The 24,599-nt window shown below is 60.5% G+C and carries 20 protein-coding genes and 3 pseudogenes; 14 read left to right on the top strand and 9 right to left on the bottom strand.

Going from position 1 to position 24,599, the window contains the following annotated elements:
* Positions 1–35 precede the first annotated feature (35 nt).
* Positions 36–170: a bacteriocin immunity protein gene (locus ACIONG_RS21945; RefSeq protein ID WP_315446532.1), complete on the top strand. Its 135-nt coding sequence runs from the start codon at positions 36–38 to the stop codon at positions 168–170.
* 126 nt (positions 171–296) lie between these two features.
* Positions 297–554 carry a bacteriocin immunity protein gene (locus ACIONG_RS21940; protein ID WP_401302643.1) on the top strand — a complete coding sequence of 86 codons (258 nt, stop codon included), beginning with the start codon at positions 297–299 and terminating at the stop codon, positions 552–554.
* A gap of 78 nt (positions 555–632) precedes the next feature.
* On the opposite strand, the gene ACIONG_RS21935 is transcribed toward ACIONG_RS21940, so the two are convergent.
* Positions 633–1,745: a DUF2817 domain-containing protein gene (locus ACIONG_RS21935; RefSeq protein ID WP_401302642.1), complete on the bottom strand. Its 1,113-nt coding sequence runs from the start codon at positions 1,743–1,745 to the stop codon at positions 633–635.
* A 267-nt stretch (positions 1,746–2,012) separates the two neighbouring features.
* Here ACIONG_RS21935 and ggt point away from each other — a divergent pair, with 267 nt between their 5' ends.
* Both ggt and ACIONG_RS21925 read left to right on the top strand, forming a co-directional pair.
* Positions 2,013–3,845, top strand: coding sequence for a gamma-glutamyltransferase (gene ggt, locus ACIONG_RS21930; RefSeq protein WP_401302640.1), 1,833 nt, complete (start codon positions 2,013–2,015; stop codon positions 3,843–3,845).
* Positions 3,846–3,902: 57 nt separating this feature from the next.
* The gene (locus tag ACIONG_RS21925; RefSeq protein ID WP_401302638.1) at positions 3,903–4,715 is read left to right on the top strand and encodes a GyrI-like domain-containing protein; all 813 of its coding nucleotides are present in this window, start codon (positions 3,903–3,905) and stop codon (positions 4,713–4,715) included.
* 28 nt (positions 4,716–4,743) lie between these two features.
* On the opposite strand, the gene ACIONG_RS21920 is transcribed toward ACIONG_RS21925, so the two are convergent.
* From ACIONG_RS21920 to ACIONG_RS21900, 5 genes and pseudogenes are all read right to left on the bottom strand, one after another.
* On the bottom strand, positions 4,744–5,376 hold the full coding sequence (locus tag ACIONG_RS21920; RefSeq protein ID WP_401302636.1) for a LysE family translocator: 633 nt from the start codon (positions 5,374–5,376) through the stop codon (positions 4,744–4,746).
* Between the two features lie 73 nt (positions 5,377–5,449).
* Complete coding sequence (locus ACIONG_RS21915) at positions 5,450–6,049, bottom strand: flavin reductase family protein (RefSeq protein ID WP_401302634.1); 600 nt, start codon at positions 6,047–6,049, stop codon at positions 5,450–5,452.
* Positions 6,050–6,202: 153 nt separating this feature from the next.
* Positions 6,203–6,640: pseudogene (locus ACIONG_RS21910) on the bottom strand (methyl-accepting chemotaxis protein); the annotation flags it as partial.
* A gap of 150 nt (positions 6,641–6,790) precedes the next feature.
* Positions 6,791–7,429: pseudogene (locus ACIONG_RS21905) on the bottom strand (PAS domain-containing protein); the annotation flags it as partial.
* Positions 7,430–7,635: 206 nt separating this feature from the next.
* The gene (locus ACIONG_RS21900; RefSeq protein ID WP_103306098.1) at positions 7,636–8,949 is read right to left on the bottom strand and encodes an MFS transporter; all 1,314 of its coding nucleotides are present in this window, start codon (positions 8,947–8,949) and stop codon (positions 7,636–7,638) included.
* 310 nt (positions 8,950–9,259) lie between these two features.
* Between ACIONG_RS21900 and ACIONG_RS21895 the strand changes: the two genes are divergently transcribed.
* The 6 genes from ACIONG_RS21895 (at position 9,260) to ACIONG_RS21870 (ending at position 18,125) form a co-directional block, all read left to right on the top strand.
* Positions 9,260–10,678 carry a short-chain fatty acid transporter gene (locus ACIONG_RS21895; protein WP_007912940.1) on the top strand — a complete coding sequence of 473 codons (1,419 nt, stop codon included), beginning with the start codon at positions 9,260–9,262 and terminating at the stop codon, positions 10,676–10,678.
* Positions 10,679–10,866: 188 nt separating this feature from the next.
* Positions 10,867–12,564, top strand: coding sequence for a molecular chaperone HscC (locus tag ACIONG_RS21890; protein WP_213026590.1), 1,698 nt, complete (start codon positions 10,867–10,869; stop codon positions 12,562–12,564).
* Between the two features lie 11 nt (positions 12,565–12,575).
* Complete coding sequence (locus tag ACIONG_RS21885; RefSeq protein WP_401302631.1) at positions 12,576–14,303, top strand: J domain-containing protein; 1,728 nt, start codon at positions 12,576–12,578, stop codon at positions 14,301–14,303.
* Between the two features lie 98 nt (positions 14,304–14,401).
* Positions 14,402–16,096 carry an acid phosphatase gene (locus tag ACIONG_RS21880; RefSeq protein ID WP_401302629.1) on the top strand — a complete coding sequence of 565 codons (1,695 nt, stop codon included), beginning with the start codon at positions 14,402–14,404 and terminating at the stop codon, positions 16,094–16,096.
* Positions 16,097–16,215: 119 nt separating this feature from the next.
* Positions 16,216–17,418, top strand: coding sequence for a hypothetical protein (locus ACIONG_RS21875; RefSeq protein ID WP_315446483.1), 1,203 nt, complete (start codon positions 16,216–16,218; stop codon positions 17,416–17,418).
* 182 nt (positions 17,419–17,600) lie between these two features.
* Positions 17,601–18,125, top strand: a complete 525-nt coding sequence (locus tag ACIONG_RS21870; RefSeq protein WP_103306045.1) for an SET domain-containing protein-lysine N-methyltransferase — start codon at positions 17,601–17,603, stop codon at positions 18,123–18,125.
* Positions 18,126–18,145: 20 nt separating this feature from the next.
* Here the strand turns inward: ACIONG_RS21870 and can are convergent, their stop codons facing one another.
* On the bottom strand, positions 18,146–18,790 hold the full coding sequence (gene can, locus ACIONG_RS21865) for a carbonate dehydratase (RefSeq protein WP_003228196.1): 645 nt from the start codon (positions 18,788–18,790) through the stop codon (positions 18,146–18,148).
* A 139-nt stretch (positions 18,791–18,929) separates the two neighbouring features.
* On the opposite strand from can, the gene ACIONG_RS21860 reads away from it, so the two are divergent.
* Positions 18,930–19,334 (top strand): serine kinase/phosphatase, encoded by a 405-nt coding sequence (locus tag ACIONG_RS21860; RefSeq protein WP_103306044.1) that lies wholly within the window; start codon positions 18,930–18,932, stop codon positions 19,332–19,334.
* Between the two features lie 123 nt (positions 19,335–19,457).
* Here the strand turns inward: ACIONG_RS21860 and rimI are convergent, their stop codons facing one another.
* Together rimI and ACIONG_RS21850 are read right to left on the bottom strand one after the other, a co-directional pair.
* Positions 19,458–19,910: a ribosomal protein S18-alanine N-acetyltransferase gene (gene rimI / locus ACIONG_RS21855; protein WP_007961522.1), complete on the bottom strand. Its 453-nt coding sequence runs from the start codon at positions 19,908–19,910 to the stop codon at positions 19,458–19,460.
* Entirely contained in the window at positions 19,903–20,652 is a 750-nt protein-coding gene (locus ACIONG_RS21850) for an energy transducer TonB (RefSeq protein WP_401302666.1), read from the bottom strand. Before ACIONG_RS21850 ends, rimI begins: the two co-directional genes overlap by 8 nt.
* Positions 20,653–20,885: 233 nt before the next feature.
* Between ACIONG_RS21850 and mksB the strand changes: the two genes are divergently transcribed.
* From mksB to ACIONG_RS21835, 3 genes and pseudogenes are all read left to right on the top strand, one after another.
* Complete coding sequence (gene mksB, locus ACIONG_RS21845; RefSeq protein ID WP_213026594.1) at positions 20,886–22,163, top strand: Mks condensin complex protein MksB; 1,278 nt, start codon at positions 20,886–20,888, stop codon at positions 22,161–22,163.
* Complete coding sequence (gene mksE, locus ACIONG_RS21840) at positions 22,153–22,854, top strand: Mks condensin complex protein MksE (RefSeq protein ID WP_053123840.1); 702 nt, start codon at positions 22,153–22,155, stop codon at positions 22,852–22,854. The genes mksB and mksE overlap by 11 nt, the downstream gene beginning before the upstream one ends.
* Positions 22,851–24,599 (top strand): annotated as a pseudogene (locus ACIONG_RS21835) (chromosome partitioning protein ParA); the annotation flags it as partial. The gene mksE and the pseudogene ACIONG_RS21835, both read left to right, overlap by 4 nt.

Here is a 24,599-nt window from a genome sequence, read left to right as displayed (position 1 = left end):
ATCGTGCTGACATGCTGCTGTTGCACTTCTAGAAAATCAGCGAGCACCCAGCAGGTTCGGACCTGATCTACTATCGGAATCTGGAGCGGATAACTCCCCCCGAGGGTGTAACGCGAATTGTGAAAGACTGGCGAGCGGCGCAGGGGTCGCCAGGGTTCAAGGGTGCTTAACAACTCGCCGGATTATAGAGACGCGTCGCCCGATCAACAGCCCGGACCTGAGCAGGTTTCCTCGACTTCGAAAAATTACGGGTTAGCACGCCAAGAACTTACTTATTTTTTAGCGGGAGTAACAACTTGGCCAAGAAAATTTCTGACTGTAGGGAAGAGCAATTTATTTATCTGCTGCAGCGAATATTCATCTCAAACACAGACGGTACGTCAGAGACAGTGCTGGCGGATATGTTAGATAACTTCAGTGAACTGGCCGAACATCCCGCAGGCACTGACTTGATCTATTGGCCAGAGGATGAGGCGCAATGCTCCCCTGAAGGCATCACGGCGACAGTGAAAGAATGGCGCGTCGCGAATGGATTGCTTGGGTTTAAGCAATAATTGCTAATTTACACCTCGAGATAATCACCGAATTTGAGGCGAGGAGATAAAGCTCCTCACCTCAAGACTATGCCTGATCTACTCAGGTTTCTCTGTCGACAGGGCTAACAACCCCTTCGCCCAAATCTGCCGAGTCCGCAGCCCCACCATCGCCCGCCAATCCGGATCCGCCGGATAAAACTGCTCCAGCAGATTCAACTTGATCCCCCGCCCCGTCGCATCCAGCGGATCGCCATGCAGATGCAGCCAATGGTCATCACGCAAATGCCGATGCACCTCCGGCCCCGAATACGTTCCGCACTCGATCACGAACGGCATCAGTTGCACGTCGGGCAACGCATTGAGCAGCGCCTGCGAGGTGTACCCGGTAGCCGTCGCTGCCACACCGGTTTCGCTCAAGGTGTCGGCGCCGGTGTGCAGCGTGTAAAGCCATGGGCCATAAATCGCCTGAGCCTGTGCGAGTGCCGGATAAGGCGCCTGGGTGATGGTCAGCAACATAGGATGTCCGTACTCGCCAGCCCCGGTGTGCAGGTCGAAGCACATTACGGTTTCAGCGCCAGCCACATGCGCATCGATGATCTGATGCAGCGTGCGATTCGACCAGCTCGGCGCGCGACCACCATAGAACAATCCATCGGGATGGCTGTGCTGACCGCCCTCGACAATCGACATCACCGCCGGCCAGCCATGCTCGTTGATCTGCGCATCGAGCAAGGCATCGGCGCGTTGTCGCTCGGTGCCGTTCAAGTCGCTGCACGCGTAGATTTCATGCAGTGCGGCGTAAGCGCGGTTTTCTGGGAGAGTCCCGGTGAAGTCGAGGTGATTGCGGTTGAGGTCGATGTTGTCTTCATTGACCCGACGCAACCACGCCGTGCCCCATGGGTTGATCAGGTGCACCATCACCACCGCGACATCCTTGGGCAGCGAACCGGGCTTGAAGGTTTTCAGCCATTCGATCTGACAGTCCGAGCCGTAATAGCCCTCCACTCCGTGCGTACCGCTGAGCGCAACCAGCCGACGCTTGGCCTGCGGATCGCCGAGCACGGCGACGTCGGTGCTCAGCGGTTCACCGAATGGCCCGCAGCGCGGATGCGCGTAGGAGGTGAGCGTGGCACCGGCGGCATTGGCGGCGGCCAGGAACTGTTCGCGTTGGTCGCGGTAGCTGGATTCGGTGGGGAACTCGCTGTGCATTCTTGGCCTCTTGTGATTTTTATGCCTTTGAACTGTAGGAGTGAGCCTGCTCGCGATCGCGCAATTACATTCAGCATCAATACTGACTGGTCCAGCGCTATCGCGAGCAGGCTCACTCCTACAAGGGGATGTTCGTAGTCAATCAATTGCCACCGACCCTACAGAAAACTCGCCAAGGCATGAAGGAGAAACATACCAGCGGTTTGCGTCCTACACAGTCGGTCGATAAAGTCCCTCAGACTTTTATCCCACGGACGGAGAGCCCGCGTGTTTTCAGCCTTGCCCTTGAGCCGCTTTCGCCTGCCAGCCCTGACGCTGATCATCAGCGCCCTGACCCTCACCGCGTGCAACGCCCCGCCCTCCTCGACCTTGCCGCTGGCACCGGAAGCGGCCTCCGGTTACCGCACCGATCTGCAAACCCGCCACGCCAGCAAACACATGGCCGCTGCTGCCAACCCGCTCGCCGCTGAAGCCGGTCGCGAGATGCTGCGTCAGGGCGGTTCGGCGATTGATGCGGCGATTGCGATGCAAGCGATGCTGACGCTGGTCGAGCCGCAATCTTCCGGGATCGGTGGCGGTGCGATGATCGTGCTGTGGGACGGCAAACAGGTGCGCACTTATGACGGTCGCGAAACCGCTCCGGCCGGCGCCACCGAGAAGCTGTTCCTGCAAGCTGACGGCCAACCGATGTCGTTCCCGCAGGCACAGATCGGCGGTCGTTCGGTCGGTACGCCGGGCGTGTTGCGTGCGCTGGAGATGGCGCATAAACAACATGGTCGCCTGCCATGGGCGAAGCTGTTTGAGCCGGCGATCAAACTGTCCGAGCAAGGCTTTGCCATCTCCCCGCGTTTGCATTCGCTGCTGGAATCAGACCCGGTGATCCGCAAGTCGCCAGAGATGGCGAAATACTTCCTCAACGCCAATGGCAGCGTCAAAGCAATCGGCACGCGCCTGCAAAACCCGGCGCTGGCTGCGGTGCTCAAACGCATCGCCAACGAAGGCCCGGACGCGTTGTACAAAGGCCCGATTGCCGAGGAAATCGTCGCCAAGGTTCAGGGCCACGCCAACCCCGGCAGCCTTTCGCTGAATGATCTTCAAGGTTACAACGCCAAAGAACGCGCACCGCTGTGCACCGATTACAAACGCTGGCAGGTCTGCGGCATGCCGCCGCCGTCGTCGGGCGGGATCGCCGTGGCGCAGATTCTCGGCACCCTGCAAGCACTGGAAACCCGTGATCCACGTCTTTCACTGACACCGCTCAAACCGTTGAAAACCGACAAACCGGCCGGCATCGAACCCGATCCGCAAACCGTGCATCTGATCGCCGAAGCCGAACGTCTGGCCTACGCCGACCGCGCGCAATACGTCGCCGATACCGACTTCATGCCCGTGCCGGTCAAAGGCCTGGTCGATCCGGGCTACCTCGCCAGCCGCGCCAGCCTGATCGGCGAACGCAGCATGGGCAGCGCCAAACCGGGCACACCGCCGGGCGTGCAAGTGGCCTACGCCCCGGACCGCTCGCCGCTGCGCATCTCCACCTCGCAAGTCGTCGCGGTGGATGACCTCGGCGGCGCTGTGTCGATGACCACCACCATCGAAGCGGCGTTTGGCTCGCACCTGATGGTTCAGGGCTTTCTGTTGAACAACCAGATGACCGACTTCTCGTTCATCCCCGAAGAGAACGGGCAGAAAGTCGCCAACCGCGTCGAACCGGGCAAACGCCCACGCTCGTCGATGGCGCCGACGCTGATCTTCGATCGCCACAGCGGCGAGTTCGTCGCAACGGTCGGTTCGCCCGGCGGTTCGCAGATCATCGAATACGTGGCGAAAACCACCGTCGGCCTGCTCGACTGGAACCTCGACCCGCAAAGCGCCATCAGCCTGCCCAACTTCGGCAGCCGCAACGGCCCGACCGAACTGGAACAAGGCCAGTTCAGCCCGGCACTGATTCAGGCGTTGAAGGACAAGGGCCACACGGTCAACGAAATCGACATGACCAGCGGCACCCAGGCGATCGTGCGGGTCAAGGATGCGCAGGGGAATGCGTCACTGGCCGGTGGCGCGGATCCACGGCGTGAAGGGGAAGCGTTGGGGGATTGAGCTTGCCCTTGGGGCAAGCTTTACCGTTGAGCCCAAGCAGCCAAAAGGAGAGGTTTCATGCTTACCATCGGACAAATGGCCCGCTGCCACGGGCTCACCACCAAGACTTTGCGCCACTACGACAGCATCGGTGTGTTCAGCCCGGCGGCCACCGGGCGCGACAACGGCTATCGCTATTACCGGCCGGAACAGATCGTTACGCTCGGGCGGATCATCTGGCTTAAACAATTGGGTCTGCCGCTGGAAGAGATTCGTCTGCTGGCCGCCAACGGCGGGCTGGACAGTGTGATCAATCTGCGTGAAGCCCTCGAACAGCATGCGCAACAATTGAAGGCCGATATCCAGCGCAGTGAAAACGTCTTGGGACAATTGACCCGTTATCTTGCACAACCGGATCGTCCGTTGCCGGCCATGCAAATACCCGAACGGGTCGACTACCCGGCCCTGCGCATCATGGGCATGACCTGGCAGCAGGACGACGCAGGCACTATCGCCGAGATGTGGCAGCGCTTTGTGCCGCGAGAAGAGGAAATTGACCGACTGCACGAACCGCTCGGCACGTTCGGCGTGTGCCAACCACTGGAGGACGGGCAATGGCGCTACATCGCCGGCCTGCCGGTGGGGCACGATGCGCCACTGGTGTCAGGCATGGTCGAATTGCTGATACCTGCTCGTCGGTACGCTCGCGTCGAACACCACGGCACCGTCACGACGCTGCCGGAAACCTTCCGCGCCGCCTACAGCGAATGGCTGCCTGCCGCCGGCATGACACCCGCCGAAGGGATCGAGTTCGAGTATTGCGGCGAGCGCTTTTTCGGCCCGATGGACCCGCGCAGCGTGGTCGAGCTGTACATCCCGTTGAAAGATTGAGGCAGTTGCCGAGGCCGCAGAAGCGGCCTCAGCGATTGGCCACCAAATGCGCACCAAACAACAGATAGCAACCGCCCGCCAGACGATCCAGCCATTGACGTGACCGCTCGTAAACACCGGCTACCCGTCGGCTGGCGAAAAACAGTGCCACGCTGCAATACCAACTGAACGACAGCGTCGCCATGGTCATCACCGCTAGTGCCAGCAGCAACGGCGGCACATGGGCCGGCATGGCGGTAGCAAAAATTGTCGCGACGAACAGTGCCGATTTCGGGTTGGTCATGTTGCCGAGAAAGCCGCGGCTATAAACACCCAGATACGTTTGTTTCGCAACATCCGCCGCACCGGGGACAAGCGCAGCCTTGCGCCGGAACTGCTTGATACCCAGATAGATCAGGTAGCAACCGCCGGCAATCTTGAAGCCCAGATACAACGTCGGTGCAGCGCTGAACAGCGTCTTGATGCCCAAACCGCCGGCCAGCCCCCACAGTACCGTGCCGGTCGCCACACCCAGTGCCGCCACCACACCATGTCGACGAGACTGACTGGCCGCGAGCTGAGCAATATTGAAGAAGTTGGGACCGGGCGTGACTACGGCAACCGTCCACAACAACGCCAGCGACAGTAACGGAGCGAGATAACCGGTAACGGAAAGGTCCATGGGACACGTGCCTGATTGGTTCGACAAGGTCCCTACCTTGCTACATCCGTTGAAGGTTTTCCATCAACGAAATTCAAACATCGAGGGTCTTGCCGTCCACTGCATCGCCAATCGTCAGGAAATGCCCACCCGCCACATGGTGCAGGGTACGCAAGCCATCATGCCCTTCGAAATGCCAGCGCCCTTCGCTGAACACGCGTTCATCGGCATGGGCAGCGATGACTTCGGCGAGGAACAGGTCGTATTGCTCGTGGTTGCGCGGCTCCGGCAGCAAGCGGCATTCGAGCCAGGCGACGCAGCCGTTGAGCAGCGGCGCCTCGACGAGTTCACCGTTGAAGGTTTTCAACCCGTACGCCTGAAACTTGTCCTGACCCTGGCTTTGGCTGATTTCCAGGCCCGACGTATTGCCGACGGTCTGCACGATGTCGGCCTGATCGACGCACGGCACATTGAGCACGAAGGTGCCGGAGGCTTCGAGCAGTTGCCGGGTCCAGGTGGATTTGTCGAGTACGACGGCAACTTTCGGTGGTTCGAAATCCAGCGGCATCGCCCACGCGGCAGCCATGATGTTGCGCTGGCCATCGTGGGCGGCGCTGACCAGCACGGTCGGCCCGTGATTGAGCAGGCGATAGGCTTTGTTCAGGGGAACCGGGCGGCGGTGAGAGTCGCTCATGGGGATCTGCTCCGGGGAAAAGGAACAGATTGTAGCGCCAACGCAAATTTGTAGGAGTGAGCCTGCTCGCGATCACGGTCTTACATTCAACATTTGTGCTGACTGATACACCGCTATCGCGAGCAGGCTCACTCCTACAGGGTTTAGTGCAGGTCAGTGGGACAGTTGATTGGCGAACTGGCCGACGGCATTCACGACTTTCTGCGCGCCATCCTGAATCTCGACGATCACCGTACCGGCCTCCGCCGCCAGCGCCAGCCCTTGCTCGGCCTGCAGCTTGCCGTCGGTCATCAGCGCCACGGCGTTACGCGCCATTTCCTGGTTCTGCCGCACGACACCTACAATCTCTTCGGTCGCCTGGCTGGTGCGTGACGCCAGTTGCCGCACTTCGTCGGCCACCACCGCAAACCCGCGGCCCTGCTCGCCTGCACGGGCGGCTTCAATCGCGGCGTTGAGCGCCAGCAGGTTGGTCTGTTCGGCAATTCCGCTGATGGTTTTGACGATGGTACCGATCACCAGCGATTGCTCGTTCAGCGCTTCGATGCCTTCACCGGCGGCCTGCATGTGCCGCGACAAGTCGCGCATCACGTTGACCGCTTCGGTCACCACGGTAGTGCCACGCTGCGCCGTGCTGTCAGTTTGTTGCGAGGTGCTGTAGGCAATGCTGGCCGCATCGGCAACGGCTTGTTCGCGGTTGACCTGATCGGTGATCACCGTGGCGAACTTCACCACTTTGTACAGTTTGTTGTTGGCATCGACCACCGGGTTGTAGGACGCCTCCAGCCACACGGTACGACCATGACTGTCGACTCGCTTGAAGCGCTCGGCCACGAATTCGCCGTTGTTCAAGCGGCGCCAGAAGTTCTGGTACTCGGCGCTGTTGTACTCCTCGGGTGTGCAGAACATACGGTGATGTTTGCCCTTGATCTGCGCCAGGCTATAACCCATGCCACTAAGGAAGCGCTCGTTGGCGCTCAGCACGTTACCGTTGAGGTCGAACTCGATCAACGCGGTGGAACGCACCAGTGCGCCGATCAGGTTTTCGTGTTCGCGGGACGCTTCGATGGTGCGGGTCAGGTCACTGGAGAAGATCGAGATGTGCTTGATGCGTCCATCGGAAGAGCGCACCGGCTGGGCGATCGAACGCAGCCAGGCCTCTTCGCCATTACCACGCAACAGGCGCACGGCCCCGGCAAAATGCTCGCCTCGGCTCATTGCGCTCTTGAAGCGGCGGTAGAACTCGTCGGATTTGACGTGAACCGGCACGATGTCTTCAAGCGCACGGCCAATCAGGTCATGGCTCTTGTAGAGCATCTCGGTGAGGAAGTTCTGGTTGACCGACTGAATCCGACCGTCCGGCTCAAGGGTCAGCACCAGCATCTCGCTTTCCAGGCTTTCCTTCACTTGCAGAAGGCTGGAGAGTTCTTCACGAAGAGCGGCCAGCTCTTGCTTCAAGCGTTTGTTGAACATGGGAAAGCACCGATGGCAGGTAGAAAGCGGGTATGCAGCCTAACCATCGGCCTTGAAAACCATTTCTGAAGAGCACTTGAGACTCATCAGTCAAAAATAGTTCGGGCCCATTGCGCTCAGGCAGTCCCGGCCACCTGACACTGCCCCGTACGCGGCATTTTCGAACCGAAATAAGCCGCACTGAGAATGCCCACCACGCCCATCACCGCGCAGAACATTACGCAGATCCATGGACTCCACGGCATCAGACCGATCAACAAAAGCGGGGTGATACTCGCCCACGCGGCGTAGGCAATGTTGTAGGTGAAGGAGATACCCGATACGCGAATGCGCGCCGGGAACAAACCGACCATCACCGACGGCACCGCACCGACAACACCACACGCCAGACCGGCCACGGCGTAGGCCAGACCGACCCAATCGCCGCCCATGATCAAGCAGCCGTAAAGCACGGCGATGCCCAGCGGCAGCAGCAGGCTATAGAGCATGACCGTGCGCCAGGCGCCGATGCGATCGACCAAGAGACCGGCGATCACGCAACCGATATTGAGGAAAACGATGCCCAAGGCGCTCAGGGCAAAGGTGTGGCTGGCGGTCATGCCGAAGGTTTTCTGCATCATGGTCGGGGTGATGACCACAAACACCACCACCGCCGAAGTCAGTACGCAGGTCAGCAACATTGCCGGCAACATCGCCAGCCGATGCTCGCGCAGCACCGTGCGCAGCGGCAGTTCGACCCGGGCTTCACGCTGCGCTTCCATGGCCATGAACACCGGGGTTTCGCTGAGCCAGCGGCGCAGATAGACGCCGATCACACCGAACACGCCACCCAGCAGAAACGGATAGCGCCAGGCGTAATCGAGGATTTCCGCCGGGGTGAAGACTTGCGCGAGGAACGTCGCGGTGAGCGCGCCGATCAGGTAACCGAAGGTCAGTCCGGCCTGCAAAAAGCCCAAGGCATAACCGCGATGCCCGGTCGGCGCGTGTTCAGCGACAAACACCCAGGCGCTCGGCACTTCACCACCGACCGCCGCACCTTGCAGGATGCGCAGCGCCAGCAATAGCAGCGGCGCGAAATAGCCGATCTGGGCATACGTCGGCATGATCCCGATCAGCAGGCACGGCAGCGCCATCATCAGGATGCTCAGGCTGAAGACTTTCTTGCGCCCGAGGCGATCAGCGAAATGCGCCATCAGAATTCCGCCCAGTGGCCGCGCCAGATAACCGGTGACGAAAATTCCGAAGCTTTGCAGCAGGCGCAGCCATTCGGGCATTTCCGGCGGGAAGAACAACTGACTGAGGGTCAGGGCGAAGAATACGAAAATGATGAAATCGTAAATCTCCAGCGCCCCGCCAAGGGCCGCAAGGCCGAGGGTCTTGTAGTCGGAGCGGCTGAACGGCGCAGGTTTGGCCGTGGTTTGGGCAGTCATGGCAAAGAACTCTGGCAGGCAAAAAACCAAGGCGCCCATGGTCTACGCAAATGGGCTGGTGGACAACCCGTTAGACCATAGTCCCGGTTTTGCAAAAGCTGCTCACAAAGCATTGGCAGTTGAATTACTGTTGAGACTTGGCGAATCCCACAGTCAAAACCCTGTAGGAGTGAGCCTGCTCGCGATAGCGTTTTTACATTCAACAGGTGTATCGACTGACTCGACGCCATCGCGAGCAGGCTCACTCCTACGGGGGGATGTGTGATTCGTCCGCAAGACCACAATAACCATAAAAATCCGAGGTACTCCCGTGGCCGTTGATATCGAAGATAGCCGCTCTGCGCGCTTTGCCTTGCGCTGTTCAAGCTTTGCCGAACGCTGGTTTCCCGATTCTTGGGTATTCGCCGCGTTGGCGGTGATTATTGTCGCGTTGGCCACTTTGGCCATGGGCGCCAAACCCACCGATGCCGCGATGGCCTTCGGTGACGGGTTCTGGAGCCTGATCCCGTTCACCATGCAGATGGCTTTCGTGGTGATCGGCGGTTATGTGGTCGCCAGCTCGCCACCCGCGGTCAAACTGATTGATCGTCTGGCACGCATCCCGAAAAACGGCCGCTCCGCCGTGGCCTGGGTCGCGCTGATTTCGATGGTCGCGTCGTTGCTCAACTGGGGCCTGTCGCTGGTGTTCGGCGGTCTGCTGGTACGCGCCCTCGCCCGCCGCACCGATCTGAAAATGGATTATCGCGCCGCCGGAGCCGCTGCCTATCTGGGCCTTGGTGCGGTGTGGGCGCTGGGTCTGTCATCGTCCGCCGCGCAGTTGCAGGCCAACCCCGCCAGCCTGCCGCCGTCGATTCTGTCGATCACCGGGGTGATTCCGTTCACCGAAACGATTTTCCTCTGGCAGTCCGGCGTCATGTTGCTGGCGCTGATCGTGATCTCGATCATCATCGCCTACGCCACCGCCCCCGGGCCGAACTCCGCGCGTGATGCCAAGGCCTGCGGCATCGACCCGGCCTTCAACCTGCCACCGCTGCAACCGCGCACGCGGCCGGGAGAGTGGCTGGAACACAGTCCGCTGCTGATCATCGTGCTGGTACTGCTGGCGGCGGGATGGCTGTTCCATGAGTTTTCAACCAAACCGGCGATCACCGCGATTTCCGGGCTGAACACCTATAACTTCCTGTTCATCATGCTCGGCGCCTTGCTGCACTGGCGGCCGCGCAGTTTCCTCGATGCCGTCGCCCGCGCCGTGCCGACCACCACCGGCGTGTTGATCCAGTTCCCGCTGTACGGCTCGATCGCCGCGCTGATGACCACGGTCAAAGGCACGGACGCGCAAACCCTGGCGCACCACATCTCAACGTTCTTCGTCAGCATCGCCTCCCACGACACTTATGCACTGTTGATGGGCGTGTACTCGGCGATTCTCGGTTTCTTCATTCCATCCGGTGGCGGCAAGTGGATCATCGAAGCGCCGTACGTGATGCAGGTGGCCAACGATCTGCAATATCACCTCGGCTGGGCGGTGCAGATCTACAACGCCGCCGAGGCGCTGCCGAACCTGATTAACCCGTTCTACATGCTGCCGCTGCTCGGCGTACTCGGGCTGAAAGCGCGAGACCTGATCGGATTCTCCTTTGTGCAATTGCTGGTGCACACGCCGCTGGTGCTGCTGTTGCTGTGGGCGTTGGGGACGACGCTGGCGTATACGCCGCCAGTGATGCCTTAACCCAAGCGGGGCGCAGTCATGATGGCCGCGCCCCAAACTTTTCTCCTGAAACAGCCCTGTGTCGGGCTGCCTGTCGCAAATAATGGCTCAGAGCCATCATCCTGCTTTACCGCATCGCTCCCTCGGTAATATTCTGCGCGCCCATAAATGTTTCCATTTTTTACCAAGCGCAAAGGGAGTTCGTTGCAATGATCGTAGGGATTGACCTGGGAACCACCAACAGCCTGGTCGCCGTCTGGCGTGGCGATGCCACCGAGTTGGTGCCCAATGCCCTGGGTCAGTTCCTGACACCGAGCGTTGTCGGCCTGGATGATCAGGGCCGGATTCTGGTGGGTCAGGCGGCGCGCGAGCGTCTGCACACGCATCCGCGCCTGACCGCGTCGCTGTTCAAGCGCCACATGGGCAGCGCCACGCAAACGTATCTGGCCGACAAGGCGTTTCGCCCGGAAGAGCTGTCCGCGCTGGTGCTCAAGAGTCTGAAAGAAGACGTTGAACGCGCCTATGGCGAAACCGTCACCGAAGCCGTGATCAGCGTCCCGGCCTACTTCAGCGACGCTCAACGCAAAGCCACGCGCATCGCCGGCGAACTGGCCGGGCTGAAGGTCGAGAAGCTGATCAACGAACCAACCGCCGCTGCCCTCGCCTATGGACTGCACCAGCGCGACAAGGAAACTTCGTTCCTGGTCTTCGACCTCGGTGGCGGCACGTTCGACGTGTCGATTCTGGAGCTGTTCGAAGGGGTCATGGAAGTGCGCGCCAGCGCCGGTGACAACTTCCTCGGTGGCGAAGACTTCGACACGGTGCTGCTGGAGCACTTCATCAGCCAGCACCGTTCGGCCGCCGACTTCCCTGAGCGCAGCAGCGTCATCCAGCCGCTGCGTCGCGAGGCCGAACGCGTGCGCAAGGCGCTGGGCCAGGACGACAGCGCCGAATTCCGCTTGCAGCTCGGTGAGCGGCAGTGGACGCAAACCATCACCCAGCAACAGTTGGCAACGCTGTACATGCCGCTGCTCGAACGCCTGCGTGCGCCGATTGAGCGGGCGCTGCGCGATGCGCGCATCCGCGTCAGCGATCTGGACGAAATTCTGTTAGTCGGCGGCACCACGCGCATGCCGCTGGTGCGCAAACTCGCTGCCGGGCTGTTCGGCCGCTTCCCGTCGATCACCCTCGACCCGGATCAGGTCGTGGCACAGGGCGCGGCGATTCAAGCGGCACTCAAGGCTCGCGCTGCAGCGCTGGAAGAAGTGGTGCTGACCGATGTCTGCTCCTACACCCTGGGCATAGAAACCTCCACACAGGTCGGCCGTAACTATGAGAGCGGCCATTACCTGCCGATCATCGAGCGCAACAGCATCGTCCCGGTCAGTCGGGTGAAAACCGTGTACACCCTGCACGACAATCAGGAACAGGTGGTCGTGCGCATCTTTCAGGGCGAAAGCCGCCTGGTCAAAGACAACGTGGCACTCGGCGAACTGGACATCAAAGTGCCCAAACGCAAGGCCGGCGAAGTCGCTCTCGATGTGCGTTTCACCTACGACAACAACGGTCTGCTCGAAGCCCAGGTAAAGATTCCCCTGACCGGGCAACAGCATTCGCTGGTCATCGAGAACAACCCGGGCGTGCTCACACCGGAAGAGATTCAGCAACGCCTGCAGAACCTGGCACAGCTGAAAATTCATCCGCGCGAGCAGCAGGTCAACACGCTGTTGAGTGCGCGTCTGGAGCGCCTCTATCAGGAAAGCCTGGGCGATATGCGTGATCTGATGGGCGATTGGGCCAAGCAATTCCAGATCGCGCTCGACTCTCAGGATGAACGCCAGATCCGTGAAGTGCGCACCGACTTGAGCCGACGCCTGAGCGAACTTGATCGCACTCCGTGGCAATAAGGAGCCTGGCCATGGATTGCTGGTCGGTGCTGCACCTGCACGATGACGCTGAAGCCCGCGACATCAAACGCGCCTATGCGCGTCTGCTGAAAACCTTCCGCCCCGATGAGGATGCCGAGGGTTTCCAGCGTTTGCGCGAAGCCTACGAACAAGCGTTGGCGATTGCCCGGTGGCGCCTTGAAAACGCTGAGCCTGCGGACGAAGAAGACGTCGCCGTGGCCACGGCCTCCAGCACTTTTGCCGCGCTGGCACTCGATGCTGCGCTGGCAAACAAACGCAGCCACCTGCAAAACCAGCCATGGGATGTTGCCGCCCCTGAGTTTCCGCCCGTCAGCCCGGCCGCCCCGGAGCCGTTCGTGCCGCCCGAAAAGGACGAGGTTTTACGTGTCGAGCCCATGGCCGCGGACAGGCATGTAGATGCGCACGCTGTTGAAACGCAAGCCGCACAGCAACTGCTCGAAGGCCTGTCGCCAGACAACCTCGACGAGCGTTGGGATCAGGCGCAACAGCAAGGCTGCGCCAAGGCGTTCGAAAGGCTGTTACTGCAACTGTGTTTTGAACAGCCGCAGCTGCGCGCTCCGGTGCTGCACTGGGCCGTCGAGCAACTGGGATGGTTGGGGCCGTGGCAAGACGTGCTGATGAATGATCGTCAGCGTGACGGGCTCGCCGAGAGCCTGATGGCCGATTACCGAAACACCCTGCAAGCGCTGCTGGAAAGCCAGAGCGAGCGCGAATTCCTCAACGTGCTCAAACGCTACAGCGCCCAACCGTGGCTGCAGGTTTTCGATCGCCGCGAACAATGGCAGCAAACCCTGCTGCACTTGCTCAATGACAGCGAGTGGAGCGTGCCGCTGTTCGACCGCATCGGCCAACTGTTCGGCTGGGATCACAACAAAGGCCTGCACCCGCAACCGAACTGGCTTTGGGACACGTTGATCGAACGCTGCAATCAGGAAAGTTTCTACGACAATCTGCGGACCAAGGCTGAGAGCGATCGCACCTGGGCTGCCGACGTGCAAGCGGCGCATATGCTGATCAATCCGATGAAGCCCAGACAACAGAAGAAACTCATCGACGGGTTTGGTCAGAATGAATGGCAGGCCTGCCACGATCTGTCGGAAAAACTCACGTGGCGTTTCCCGGCACTGCTCGCACGATTGCCCTACGCCGACGCCTTTTACTGGCGGCGCTTCTTTCCACGCCCCATCGCCGCCGAAACCTGGGTACGGGTGTGGGCCGCCATCGCGTTGGCGCTGAGCCTGTTCTATCTGGGTTTAGAGAACAGAACAGCCGCAAACCTTATCTTCATTCCGATGATATTTGCCTGTGTACCCGTATGGTTTTTCCGCTTTGCACTGAGTTGGTGGGTAGTGCTTACATCCCACGTGATCGTTGCGGATCTATGGCTTACCGAAGGACTGATTCCACGCCAATGGAACCCTGACACCCGCTGGCTGGTAATACGTCACGGGGTGCCACAGGTGGTCATGGTGCTGCTGTTTTCTCTGTTGCTCGGGCCGCTCGGGGCACTGACTTACGTCACAGTGATGCTGATCGGCCTGGTGCATAAACGACGTATCGGTTCGCTCGACCCGGAACTCAGCAGCCGGCGCCCATGGCTGACAGCGCTGCATTGGGCGCATTTCAGTCCTTTGCAATTGGTGGTTCTGGTCGTGATGACGGCGATTACGGCCGCCAGCCGGCTAGGTTACTCGCTCAACTCGCTCATGCCCGGCTAGGTATACCGCGAGCCGACACACTGTCACCCAACCGTCATATTCACTTGCTAGCGTCCGCCCGAAACATACTGAAACAATTAAGCTGAACGGGCTGACAGATGAAAGACGAAACAGATGACACTGACGCACCTGAATCCGAAACCCCCACCGACACCAGTCGCCGCCGCTTCCTCGGTAGCGTCGCGGTGCTCGGTGTTGGCGCGACGCTGGCCGGATGCGGCAACGCCAGTGACCAACCCGGCCAACCCGCCGAGCGCCCGCTGACGCCAGCCGAGTTGGACAAAGCCCTGCGCGATCAGGTGAAAACCGTGGTGGTGATCTACGCCGAGAACCGCAGTTTCAATAACCTGTTCGGTGATTTCCCCGGTGTCGAAAAGCCGCTGACCGCGCTCAAGCCCGGCGACTATCAACAACGTGATCGCGACGGCTCGCTGCTGCAAACCCTGCCTCCGGTCTGGGGCGGTGTGCTGCAGATCGGCCCGCAAACCCTTGATGGCGTGACTTACCCCAACGCCACGCAGTTTCAGGAAAACCTGCCCAACGCACCGTTCGCCCTCAAAGGCCCGAACGGCGAAGACTTGCCGTTCGGCCTGGTCACTCGCGATTTGTGGCACGTGTTCTATCAGAACCAAATGCAGATCAATGGCGGCAAGAACGATGGCTTCGTCGCCTGGGCCGACTCCGGTGGCCTGACCATGGGCCACTACGCCCAGAGCCGCTATTCCCTGCGGCTGTGGGATGTCGCTCAGGAATTCGTGTTGTGCGACAACTTTTTCCAGGGCGCCTTCGGTGGCTCATTCCTCAATCACCAATACCTGATCAGCGCCACCGCGCCGTTCTACCCTGACGCTGCCAATTCTGTCGCCAAGTCGCAGATCGCCACCCTGCAAAGTGCTGATCCAGCCGACTCGCGACTCAAGCCGCTGGAACAATCACCGGCCAGCGCCATGACCGGCCCGCCGCAATTCGGCCCGAGTGCGCTGACCCCGGACGGTTTTGGCGTCAACACCCTCGCCCCGCCCTACTGGCCCACCTGGATTCGCGACCCGGAGCGCCCGGCGTATTCCAAACCGGACCTGCCCAACGTCATGGTGCCGCAGACCCACGAACACATCGGCGACAAACTGTCGAAGAAGAACATCGATTGGGCCTGGTACGCCGGGGCATGGCAGGCAACGCTGGAGCAATACAAGGACTCCGGTGGCATTCCCAAGATTCCGAACTTTCAGTATCACCATCAGCCGTTCAACTACTTCAAGCAGCAAGGCCCGGAAAACCCGGACGAGCGCAATAAACGCCTGCGCGACGCCGGTTTGGGTGACGAGTCGAGTACCAACAGGTTTTTCGCCGACGCCGAGGCCGGCAAGCTACCGGCCGTGAGCTTCTACAAACCGCAGGGCAACCTGAACATGCACGCCGGTTACGCCGATGTCGCCTCCGGTGACCGGCATATCGTCCGTGCGCTGAAGGTACTGCGCGAAAGTCCGCAGTGGAAGAACATGGTGGTGATCGTCACGGTCGACGAAAACGGCGGCTGGTGGGACCACGTCGCGCCGCCCAAGGGCGACCGCTGGGGCCCGGGATCGCGGGTGCCGGCTTTGGTGGTGTCACCGTTTGCACGCAAGGGCACGGTGGATCACACGGTCTACGACACGGCGTCGATCCTGCGGCTGATCACCCGGGTGTTCCAGCTTGAGACCCTCAACGGCCTCAAGCAGCGTGACGAGGCGATGATAGCCCGTGGCCAGAAACCCATGGGCGATCTGACCAACGCCCTGCATTTTCGGACCTGAGGACGCGTTCTGGGGTGTGGCGCAAATTTCTGTGAATGACGGCTTTTCTGTGCAACACGGCTGATCCACTATGAGGCGCCCCCCGCCCCGCGGGGAACCACGCTGAAAAGGATCTGAGCATGTTCAAACTCGCAGGACTGATTCCCACAACACTGGCCCCCACTGCACTGGCACTCGCCGCGCTCACACTGAGCGCGGCCGCCCACGCCGATGTCGACTTGAAACTGGGCAGCACCGAACGCGTCACGCGCCTCTTCGCCTACCCCAACAACTGCAGCGTGATCTGCTTTCGCAACTGGACGCTGGAGCAGACCGTCGCGCATTACCTGAGCCAGAGCGTGCAACGCGACGGTTATGCCAATGCCAAAGTGCTGGTGAAAAACGATAACGACCAGCTCTACGCCGAAATCAGCGGTGTGCCGGCCGGTTACGACAAACCGCTGTCCGCGCTGCTCGATGCCGGTGATCTCGCTTACGCCGGCGCCAGCAAACTCAACGCCGACGGCAAATGGGCGTACAGCTGGTATCTGTTCCTGCCGCTGGGCATGGCCCTGGAAAATCGCAAAAGCGTCGAATTGCTGCACTTCCCGCCGGATTACTCGCTGACCCAGGCTCAGGATTATCTGCGCTCGAACACCACCGACCGGTGGGCCACGCTGTTGACGGTCAATGGCATTCCCGCCGAGCAGACCCCGGCCTATCAGACCATCATCGACATAGCGCCGATCGCCGCGCCGGCCAGCGCCGGCAGTGATCTGGAAGGCGTTTATGACTACTTCAAGGACTACCAGACCACGCTGGTCAAACAATTCAGCCAAACCTCCAGCGGCAAGACACTGCCGATGGTGGCTTTCGGCGCGCCGGTACGCAACTGGATCAAGCAGCAATACGGGCCAACGGTCAGCGTGCTGGGCCTGGCGACCATCAGCCCGAGCGCGGGCGTGAACGTGCCGGTGCTGGGATCGAACCACCCGAGTTACATCTGGTACGCCGCCGACCCGAAAAGCTATACCGGCGACGATGCACAGGCCAAGGCTGACGCCGCCGGCCTGAAAGTCATGGGGCAGGATTTGAGCGCTGCCTGCTGGCAAGCCGATATGGGCAGCAGACCAGGCAGCAACGCGCAGACCACCCTCAACAACTGCACGCAGACCTGGCAAGTCACGCAAAAAGCGAAAACCTGCGAGCTGTTCTACACCTCAATCCGCAACCTGACGCCGGAACAGGCCGCCGCCCAATGCGCGACCACGCCGATCAAAGCGCAACTGCAGCAGTTGAAGGCGCCGATGCCAGACACCGCGGTGCCCGCTCCGCACCTGTAACCGCTCAAGCACCATTCCCGTGTCAGTCATCACTGACACGGGAAAGCGTCTATTTCGCCTGTCAGATCTGACAGTAGACGTGGCGATAGTTTTTACGACAGGATTGGATCCAAACAGCCATGTTGCAGAACTGACAGGACGTCAGTGCAAGGAAGTCGCAGCATCTTCCAACAAGGATTGTTATGAATACCCACGCGTTTGCAGGATCCGTCCCTCACGATACCGAGGGCATTTACCCGTTCGCAGGGTTACCCGTACGGCTGGGCTTTCCCTCCTTCGCCGACTTTGAAATTCTCCACGATGAGTACGCCACCCCAACCGGGGTCGCGGCGCGCCGGGAATTTCTGCATACCAGCCGCATGTGCCGGGTGTCGGGACAACTGCTGCCCTACCGCTGTCGCCAGACCCGACAACTGCTGACCGGCATCCATATCTACGATCCACGCTTTTGTGGATTGCTCGAACACGCCTGCGACCCGAACGTGTTTCTCGACATGAGCGAACTCTGGCTGTGGGCCTTGAAAGATATCCACAGGGGTGAGCGGCTGACCATGGATTACGCCGCCACCGAAGACAAACTGCTGCGCCAGTTCGCCTGCGGTTGCGGTTCTTCGCGCTGCCGTGGGTGGATCACCGGTTACAACGAACCACCCACCCTTGAAGGTCAGCATTATCTGCAACGCTGGCGCGGCCATGGCCTGGGTTGAGCAGTGCTTTCAGATTCAGGCTACAACGCACCTACCGGACGCAAACGGTATTGCGGCGGCAATTGCTCGAAACCGCTGATGGTCGTGTTCAGGCTTTTCCAGCGGCCATCCTTGATGCCGTAGATGCAGCCGTGGATCGACAGGCTCTGCCCACGATGCCAGGCGTTCTGAATGATGCTGGTGTGCGCAACGTTGGCCACTTGCTGGACCACGTTGAGTTCGCACAGACGATCGACCTGCTCTTCTTCGGTCGGCAACTTGGCCAGTTCCTCGCGCTTTTCGTAGTACAGGTCGCGGATCGAGCGCAGCCAGCCATCGATCAGGCCGAACTGACGGTCCTGCATCGACGCGCGCACGCCGCCACAACCGTAGTGACCAGTCACCAGAATGTGTTTGACCTTGAGCACGTCCACCGCGTACTGGATCACCGACAGGCAGTTGAGGTCGGTGTGTAGTACTACGTTGGCGACGTTACGGTGTACGAACAGATCGCCCGGCAACATGCCGACGATTTCATTGGCCGGCACCCGAGCGTCGGAACAGCCAATCCACAGATACTCAGGCGTTTGCTGACGCGCCAGCTTGGCGAAGAAATCCGGGTCTTCCTTGGTGATCGCGTCAGCCCAACGCTCGTTGTTATCAATCAGGTCTTGTAAGTCGTGCATATGTAAGGCCTCAAGAAAGATGCGCAGCTTTGACAGACGACCGTCGGCCGGGGTCACGAAAGGATCGCAAGTGTTTTCGTTGGAATTCTCGTGTGTCGGGTGAGTCCACCTAGTAAGGCCCACACTATGAGGATTTGCCATGACTGATTCACGACGACCTTACGATGCGGTGCAACCGGAGCCCATCGATGATAACGAAGACCGCATGGGATCGGTGCACGAGCTGGATTTCGACGACGAAGAGCCCAGCGCAAAGATTGGCGATGAGATACCGGAGCGGGAACGCGAACAATTGATGCCCGATGAGCGCGTGCGTGAAGCCGGGCTTACCGGCGCATCGACCGCTGATCATGAACCGACCGACGATGACTTGAGCCCGGAAACCCTGATCCATGAAGATGGCGCGCGGGATGCCGAGGAGGCTGGCGAAGACAATCCGGCGGACTGGGATCTGAGCTTGGTCGATGAAGATGACATCGGCGGCGGCAATGGCCTGGATGAGGCTGAACTGGCGCGGCGCGATCCGCTGGATGGCAACCGCTGATCATCGTTTCAGATAGATCGCTATCGCGGGCAAGCCCGCTCCCACAGTGATTGGAGTCGTACGCAGATGATGTGCTCGACGCGATACCTGTGGGAGCGGGCTTGCCCGGGATGCTTTAACTTTTTAATCGACCAAGGTGCAGGCCATGACCACGGCGTCTTCGCGCCCGCCAACAGCCGGATAGTAATCCCGACGCCGGCCAATCTCGTTGAAGCCATATCGCTCATACAACTTGAACGCAGCTGTATTGCTGTCACGCACTTCGAGAAAGCACTCGCGAGCTTCAGCTGCATACGCCCGCGACATCAGATGCTCCAGCAACGTCAGCCCCAGCCCGCGCCCCTGATTCTCCGGTTTGACCGTGATGTTGAGCAGATGCGCCTCATCGAGAATAATCTGCACCACGCCGTGGCCGACCTGCTGCTGACCTTCGAACATCAGCCAGATCTGGTATTTGCCCAGCCCGTCGAGAAAAATCCCGCGAGTCCACGGATGGCTGTACGCCGCATATTCGATCTTCAATACCGCGTCCAGGTCCGCCTCGGTCATCGGGCGGAACGATACAGCTTCACTCATTCGATTCTTTCCAGCGCGCCATCAGCCGACGCATGGCTTGCCACACAGCGGCCTTGCGCTGTGGCTCTTCCATTAACAACTCCAGACCGGGAATGGCCCAGGCCGAGCCCAGACCTTCGATCTGCAATTCACGATTGAACGCTTCGGCGTCCGCCTCACCGGCAAACCGCACCGCCGGCAGGCCGATCAGCCACAGGCAAGCGCACGGTGCCGCTTCCATCTGTACTGAGAGGAAACCCTGGACGAAGTCGCGCGCCGCGTCCGGGCCTTGGTCCATGGTGCCGCGATTCAACCACGGCCAGCGCACCGGCTCGCCGACGATCTGCGGCGCATCCGGCAGACCGGCGGCGCGCAACATGTCTTTAAGCAACAGATAAGCGGGGTCGCGACTCTGGAACGGTTCGCCTGTGGGTAACTCGACCAGCAGCAGACATCGCCCGGCACGCAGCAATTGCAGGGCGAAACGCGGTGGCGGAACCGGCGCCGGCTTGGCAACCACCGGTGTGTCGTCGACTTCTTCCACCGGTTTGGCGCCGGTGCGGGTGCTCGCCAGCGAGGGGCGCGGCACTTCGATCTTCGGACGCTCGGTCGGGCGCGCAGCAGCCACTTGCACCGGGGCTTCGGCCTGTGGAGCCAGCACTACCGGCACCTCAATCTCAGGCTCGGGCATGTCCAGCAGCTCGGGCCGCGACGGGGCGGCAAAGGGCAATTCGGTGCGCGGCAGCCAATTGACCACCTGCATGGCGTTCAAATAGGCGCGGCGGCGAGACTCGATAAGCAAAGGTCGGCCACTTGTGGATAACTGAAAGTGCGCTGATTCTACCGCCCTTCGCTCAAGATCGCTTGCTGTTGATCGATAGCCTTGACCAATGCTCTTTACCCTGGAAAAAACAGCAGCCCGTCCCGAGAGTGAATTGCAGCCTTCGTGATGCAGTACAATCGCGGCTTTTAATCGCCAACCAGCCGGCCATTCCGATGATCGAACCCAAGCGCGTCTTGCGCGCCCTCGCTGAACACTGGGCACTTCTGGAGCCACTGTGCGAGCACTTCGACCAAGGCACCCTGAGCCTCAACGAACTGCGTACGCAACTGGCCGCCCAACAACTGGACAGCACGCCGCAGGACATCACCAGCCTGCTCGACGTGTGGATTCGCCTGGATATTCTGATTCCGGTGGCGAAAAGCCCGAACCGATTCGAGCTGAACGCGCAGATTCACGACTTCCTCGCCTACTTGCGTCGTGAACACCGCTTGGGCCTGTGCCTGGAGATCGAAGCCTATCTGCGCCACCTCGAGCGTCTGGCGGGTTATATCCAGGACGCGTTCGACGTCCGCGACGGCCACGACCTGGCCCGTCAGTTGCGCTTGCTCGACATGCGCGTACGCGATGTTTTGAAGAAGCTCGACAATGACGAACAGGCGCTGGTGGCTGTAGCCGAACGCGCCAAGACCAGCGACCGGCAAATTCCATTGCGCCAGCGTTACGCTGAAGTGTTGGCGACCTGGGATGAATACGTCGAGCCGATGATCGATCTGGTCAACGCCGATGGCGCCTTCGAGCAGGGAGTGCGCAAGGTCGAAACCGTGCTGCTGAAGATGCTCAGCGAACAGCAGCGCCTCGGCCACTTGGTCGATGACGACATGCTGCTGCGCACCCACGCGCGCATCCTCGAGATGCAGACCAGCGCCCAGTTGACTTTGCGTCATGCCCGCGAACTGCTGCTGCCACTGCGTGAAGAAGCGCGCCGGCACAACGCCGTGACCCGTGGCGCTGCGCTCGCCCTGGCGGCCATTCGCCGCAAAGGCATCGACGCCGTGCCGCAAGCCGCGATGCCATTGTTCACCCGCCCGCAAAGCACCTTCCTCGGCAGCGCCAGTCAGGTCGAAGCCTACGTTTACGCCCTGGCGCGTTTCGAGCCGAAACCGGCGCGTTTCCCCAAGGCGCACAAGACGCAGAAAGGCGAAGCCCCACGCGCGCCACGCACCGTGCGCGAGATGGTCGACCGTTGCGAAGAATCGCTGCCGATGCCGGATCTGATGACGTGGCTGCTGGAACAGGAACCGGACGGCGCCACCGACGAATTGCTTTACTGGTTCTCGCGCCTGTCGCGGGAAAAACGTTTCAAGCGCGAGCGTCTGGAACGCCGCGAATACCACACTCACGAGCACCAGGTCAGCCTGCGCTCCTTCGCCCTGCTCTCGGCCAGCGACACCGCCGCCGAGGATTCTGCGAGCATCCCACATGCATCTTGATCTTTCCGAACTGTCGCAACTCGCGCCGATTTTCCGCGAGTTGTTCAAGGGCTACCACGTCAGTCGCCGCGACCCGGAGCTGTACGCGCAACTGTCGAACTTCCAGGATCAGTACCGCACGCTGTTCAAGGCGCTGGGTTTTGAACTGGTCTGCGACACCCGTGGCTTCTACTACTTCGTGCCGGACATGGCCGCTGCGGCGGTGAACAAGACTGCCCAGCGTCTGGCGCTGTTCACTTTCATCCTCGTCGAGCATCTGGCTGATCAGGGCCGCGACCCGATCGCCGTGCTCGATGGCGGTAGCCTCGGCCGCGAAGAGTTGCCATCGCTGTTGGAGAAATACCGCGACCTGTTTATTCAGGCCGAAGTGCAAACGGTTGAAGAACTCGAAGAAAAGATCATGCGCCGCATGACTCAACTGGGTTTCGCTGGCGAAGAAAACGGCGTTTACCGTTTCCTGCCGCCGATGCACCGTTTCCTCGATGTGTGCCTGTCGGTGCAGCAAGACCGCGATCTGGCGGCCAGCGTGCACAGCGTATTGCCACTGCCGGCGCCGGTGCTGATCGACGAAGCAGCCGAAGCGAAATTCCTCGAAACCGACGATCCGCTCGATCTCAGCGAATTTGACGAAGAAAGCGAAGAAGACGCTCTGGCCCGCGCCATTGCCGAAGAACAGGAGTCCGACGCATGAGCCAGGAACGCTACGGCATCCGCCGCTTTGCCCTTTTGAACACTGCCGGTTACAGCCTCGGTCTGTTCCCGCTGGAAGAACCGTTGTCGGTTTACGGCGCGAATAACCTCGGTAAATCGGCGTCGATCAACGCCTTGCAGTTCCCGATTCTGGCGCGCATGTCGGACATGAGTTTCGGCAAGTACAGCCTCGAACAATCGCGGCGCTTCTACTTCGCCTCCGACACCAGCTACATCCTTGTCGAAGTGAACCTGCCGCACGGCCCGCACGTGATTGGCGTGGTCGGTCGCGGCCCGGGCGGTGGTTTCGGTCACCAGTTCTTCGCTTACGCCGGCAAGCTCGACCTGGCGCATTACCAGAAGAATGACACCTGCCTGCGCCAGAAAGAGCTGTTCAGCAACCTTGAGAAAGAAGGCCTGAAAGCCTACGAACTGAAGCCTGATGAACTGCGTCGATTGCTGGTTGGCGGTCACACGTCGATCCCGCTGGACCTGACGCTGATCCCGCTGCGCTCCACCAGCGAGCAGAGCCTGAAAACGTTCCGCGCACTGTTCATCAACCTGCTGCACATGCGCGAAATCACTGCGGCCAAGCTCAAGCAATTGTTTCTCGATGCCTTCGAGCACAGCCTGCGTTCCGGCAGCGTCGATTACATCGCCGCGTGCGAAGAAGCCTTCCGCGATGTACGTCGGATGGAGCAGGACTACAACTCGCTGGTCGCTGCCGGTCCATTGGTTGAAGCCTTGGCCAACGGCGTGAAACAGCGCGACGTACTGCGCGGCAAACTGCATCGCCTGTCGCCGCTGCTCGATTCCTTGCTCGGCACCTGGTCGGACTACGCCAGTGCGCGCAAGGAAGAACTGACAATTCAGGCGGACCACTACCGTGGCGAGCAGGACAGCCTGCAAAACGATCAACGCGGGGGCACTCAGGAGTTGATGCGTCTGGAGCGGGAAATTTCCGGCATCCAGCGCTGGCTCGGCGAGTTGTCGGTGCTGAAGAACCGCTTCGCGCTGGTTGATGACGTCAAAGTGCTGGAGCAACAATTGCTCGCGGCCAAAGACGCTCACGATGAACTGGCCGGTGCGCTGGCGCAATCGCGTCAGTTCAGTGCGGAGGATCTGGAAGAGCGCCTGCGCGATCTGGAAAAACGCCTGAAGTCGGTCAAGCAGCAACTCGATCACGCTGACAACAACAGCTACGCCCGTCTGCGCGAAGAGTTTTCGCAACAGGACGTTGAACGTTTGATGCGCCTGTTCAACAGTGCGCTGTTCAGCCTGCCGCTGGGCGAACACGGCATCACCCTCGACGAGGATGGCCAGTGGGTGAAATCGGTTGAGCTGATTCTTGATGGCTTCAAGGGCGAGCGCTTCGAAGTGCCGGGCCTGTCGATTGACATCTCGCACATCGAGCCGCCGGCCCTGCAAGCGCTGGCCGATCGCGCCGCATTGCGCGACCAGAAAGAGCGTCTGGAAAAAGAACTCAAGCAACTCAAGACCCAACAGGCTGTGGCCGCCGATCGCGCCGCGAGCAAGACCCAGACCGAAGCGCTGTACCAGCAAGTGCTCGACGCGCAGAAGGCCCTGGAAGACTTCCGCCGCACGCAGACTCTGAGCGCCGAAGAAGGCGACAAGCTCGAACAACTGGCGCAGATGGAAGCGGCGCAGGACGAACTCAAACGTTCCAGCGATGCGTTCACCGAGCGCGTCCAGCAACTGTCGGCCAAGCTGCAACTGGTCGGCCGG

The sequence above is a fragment of the Pseudomonas sp. NPDC087817 genome (assembly GCF_044742875.1).
Lineage (GTDB): Bacteria > Pseudomonadota > Gammaproteobacteria > Pseudomonadales > Pseudomonadaceae > Aquipseudomonas.
The sequence above is the reverse complement of the archived record's forward strand: the minus strand, read 5'-3'. Positions and strand labels throughout refer to the sequence as shown.